At 63.5% G+C, this 3,140-nt stretch carries 5 protein-coding genes; 2 read left to right on the top strand and 3 right to left on the bottom strand.

Annotation, left to right across the window (positions count from 1 at the left end; all coding sequences use genetic code 11):
* Nucleotides 1-122: 122 nt before the first annotated feature.
* The 3 genes from AC6RA4_RS24380 to pdxH all read right to left on the bottom strand — a co-directional run bounded on the left by AC6RA4_RS24380 (nucleotide 123) and on the right by pdxH (nucleotide 1,826).
* Nucleotides 123-599, bottom strand: coding sequence for a DUF192 domain-containing protein (locus AC6RA4_RS24380; RefSeq protein WP_500164739.1), 477 nt, complete (start codon nucleotides 597-599; stop codon nucleotides 123-125).
* Nucleotides 572-1,114: a cold-shock protein gene (locus AC6RA4_RS24375; protein ID WP_500164737.1), complete on the bottom strand. Its 543-nt coding sequence runs from the start codon at nucleotides 1,112-1,114 to the stop codon at nucleotides 572-574. The genes AC6RA4_RS24380 and AC6RA4_RS24375 overlap by 28 nt, the downstream gene beginning before the upstream one ends.
* A 106-nt stretch (nucleotides 1,115-1,220) precedes the next feature.
* Nucleotides 1,221-1,826, bottom strand: coding sequence for a pyridoxamine 5'-phosphate oxidase (gene pdxH, locus AC6RA4_RS24370; RefSeq protein ID WP_500164735.1), 606 nt, complete (start codon nucleotides 1,824-1,826; stop codon nucleotides 1,221-1,223).
* 101 nt (nucleotides 1,827-1,927) lie between these two features.
* Here pdxH and fabI point away from each other — a divergent pair, with 101 nt between their 5' ends.
* Complete coding sequence (gene fabI, locus AC6RA4_RS24365) at nucleotides 1,928-2,734, top strand: enoyl-ACP reductase FabI (RefSeq protein ID WP_500164733.1); 807 nt, start codon at nucleotides 1,928-1,930, stop codon at nucleotides 2,732-2,734.
* Between the two features lie 12 nt (nucleotides 2,735-2,746).
* Nucleotides 2,747-3,140 (top strand): xanthine phosphoribosyltransferase (gene gpt, locus AC6RA4_RS24360; RefSeq protein ID WP_500164731.1); only part of this gene is annotated, 394 nt, incomplete at its 3' end.

The raw sequence follows: 3,140 nt of genomic DNA, 5'->3' as shown, positions 1-3,140 counted from the left end.
GAGATTCGAACTCACGACCTTCTGTACCCAAAACAGACGCGCTACCAGGCTGCGCTACGCCCCGACAGGCTCCGCATAAAGCCAAGCCCGAAGATTGAAAAGGGTGAATTCACCGAGCCCTGCTACTCGCAGGGCCAGGCAGGATCTCCGGTGATCGCGGGATGCATCATCTCGCTGCCCTCGGCGATGCCGAGCTGCGCCGCCATGCCGCCGTTGATCTCGAGCACGTATTGCACCGGACCGCCGCTCGGGATCGGCGTCTCGTCATGCGGAATCGCCATCGAGTGCACCTTGACCACCCGGCCCTGCGCGTCGGCAAAGATCATGTCGAGCGGGATGAGCGTGTTTTTCATCCAGAAGGCGGTCGGGCGCTCGGCCTCGTAGACAAAGAGCATCCCCGCGCCGGGCGGCATCTGCTCGACGAACATCAGGCCCTGCGCGCGCTCCTCGGGATCGTCGGCAAGCTCGACGCGCAGGCGCACGCTGCCCCAGTCGCCTCGCAGCCAGACGGCATCGTCACGGCAGGACTGGGCAGGAAGCGGGCCGCCCAGAAGGGCGGCAACCAAGACTGTCAGGACGGAGAAAGTGCGGCTTCCCATGCATTTACCTCGGTGGCCATTTGGCCACGCTTGCCGTTTATCACACGGATTGCAAGCGCTTCCCCGGGCTGAAGGTCCGCAAGGCCGGAGCGACGCAGCACTTCGATGTGAATAAAGACATCGTCCGAACGGCCGAACACGTTGGCAAAGCCAAAGCCCTTTGCCTTGTCGAACCATTTGACCCGCGCCGGCTCGAGCGGTGCCGCGCGCATCACTTCCGGATCGACATCCTCGAAATCCGCGAGCGGTGCGCCCGCCGGAGCCTCGGGCGGTTCGATCTTGCGCACTTCGGTGGCCTGAATGCCACGTTCCGTGCGCTGCGCCGCCACCTCGATTCGTGCTCCATCGGCCACTGAGCTCTGGCCAAAATTGCGCAGCACGTTCGCATGAAGCAGGATATCGGGCCCACCTTCATCGGCGATTACAAAGCCAAATCCCTTAACGGGATCGAACCACTTTACCTTCCCGAGAACGCCAAACGTCTCTTCGTCATGCTGTGTCAACTGTGTTTCCATTGGTCGTCATGCGTATCCCCGTCTCTCTCTTGCGACAGGCAGGGCAGCAATTGCAAGCCCACTCAACTTATATTTGCAAAGCTGTGCAGTTCACGTGACGTGAAATTCACGGGTTGAGCCGTTCGACGCTCCAGGCATCGGCAATGGACCGCCGACGCCACGTGAATCGATCATGCAACCGGAAGGCGCCATCAGCCCAGAACTCGATCTCCAATGGGGCGATCCGGAAGCCACCCCAGAACGGCGGGCGCTTGGGCATCGGTCCGTGGGTTGCGGTGATCTTGGCCACATCTGCCATCAAGGCGGCGCGCGACGACAAGGGCTGCGACTGGCGCGACGCCCAGGCCCCGAGGCGGGATTTCAGCGAGCGGCTGTTGTAATACGCATCCGCCTGCGGCCCATCCTCACGCGTGACAGTGCCGCGCACCCGTATCTGACGGCGCAACGACTTCCAATGCATCACGAAAGCAGCCTTGCCGCTCTCGGCAAGTTCCTGCCCCTTGGCACTCTCGTAATTGGTGTAGAAGACGAAGGCATCCGCCTCGATCTCTTTCAGCAGGACCATCCGGACATTGGGCAGCCCCTCGGGATCGACCGAGGCCAGCGCGATGGCGTTGGGATCGTTGAGCTCGGTGGTCTCGGCCTCGGCCAGCCAGCTGCGGGCAATCGCGAACGGATCGTCTCCCGCGAAGATCCCTGTGCGGTCGGACATATCGGTTCTCCTTCACCTGCGATGACAGCGCAAACCCTTGAAGCCGTTCCGGGCTTGCCCTAAAGGGTTTCGGAAACAGAAATGCCGGGCGGAGATAGGAAATGTCAAACACTCTGATGGCGGGCAAGCGCGGCCTGATCATGGGCCTCGCCAACGACAAATCGATCGCCTGGGGCATCGCAAAGGCCCTGCACGACGCCGGCGCCGAGCTCGCCTTCTCCTATCAGGGCGACGCCCTGAAGAAGCGCGTCGATCCGCTTGCCGCGCAACTTGGCAGCGACATCGTCCTGCCCTGCGACGTCGGCGACGAGGCCTCGATCGACGGGCTCTTCGACGCCCTGAAAGAGCGCTGGGACAGCATCGACTTCATCGTCCACGCCATCGGCTTCTCCGACAAGAACGAGCTGCGCGGCCGCTATGTCGATACCAGCCGCGGCAATTTCGCGCTGACCATGGACATCTCGGTCTACTCGTTCACCGCGGTGATGCAGCGGGCCGAGAAGGTGATGACCAATGGCGGCTCGGCGATCACCCTCACCTATTACGGCGCCGAGCGCATCATGCCGCATTACAACGTCATGGGCGTGGCCAAGGCGGCGCTCGAGGCCTCGGTGCGATATCTCGCCGAGGATCTCGGCAAGGACGGCATCCGCGTCAACGCGATTTCCGCCGGCCCGATCAAGACGCTGGCCGCCTCGGGCATCGGCGATTTCCGCTACATCATGAAGTGGAACGAGTACAACTCGCCGCTGCGCCGCAACGTGACCATCGACGATGTCGGCGGCTCGGCGCTCTACCTGCTGTCGGATCTCGGCGCGGGCGTGACCGGCGAGACGCATCACGTCGATGCGGGCTACCATGTTGTCGGGATGAAGGCGGTCGACGCGCCGGACATCACCAAGGGCTGAGGAGGAGCTCGCATGACCAACGACCTTCTGCCGCATGAAAAGGGCTTTCACGTCAGCTGGGACCAGCTGCACCGCGACGCGCGGGCGCTGGCCTGGCGGCTCCAGGGCCACGGCCCCGAGGATGGCGGCTGGAAGGCGGTTGTGGCGATCACCCGCGGTGGCATGGCCCCGGCGATGATCATCGCCCGCGAGCTCGACATCCGCACCGTCGATACGATCAGCGTCAAGAGCTACCACTCGGGCGGCGGCAAGGCCGACCAGCGGCGCGAGGCGCAGGTGCTGAAATCGCCCGACGCGGCGCTTGTGGGCGACGGCGAGGGGATCCTGATCATCGACGACCTGGTCGACAGCGGCAAGACGCTCGAACTGGTGCGCAGCCTCTATCCCAAGGCGCATGTGGCGACGG

It is taken from the genome of Salipiger sp., assembly GCF_059781815.1.
Note: the sequence above shows the minus strand (reverse complement) of the source record. Positions and strands in the feature narration are given on the sequence as shown.

Coding starts and splice junctions, on each gene's coding strand:
- pdxH (WP_500164735.1), bottom strand. CDS start 1,826: ATGTCCGACCGCACAGGGATCTTCGCGGGAGACGATCCGTTCGCGATT.
- AC6RA4_RS24375 (WP_500164737.1), bottom strand. CDS start 1,114: ATGGAAACACAGTTGACACAGCATGACGAAGAGACGTTTGGCGTTCTC.
- AC6RA4_RS24380 (WP_500164739.1), bottom strand. CDS start 599: ATGGGAAGCCGCACTTTCTCCGTCCTGACAGTCTTGGTTGCCGCCCTT.
- fabI (WP_500164733.1), top strand. CDS start 1,928: ATGTCAAACACTCTGATGGCGGGCAAGCGCGGCCTGATCATGGGCCTC.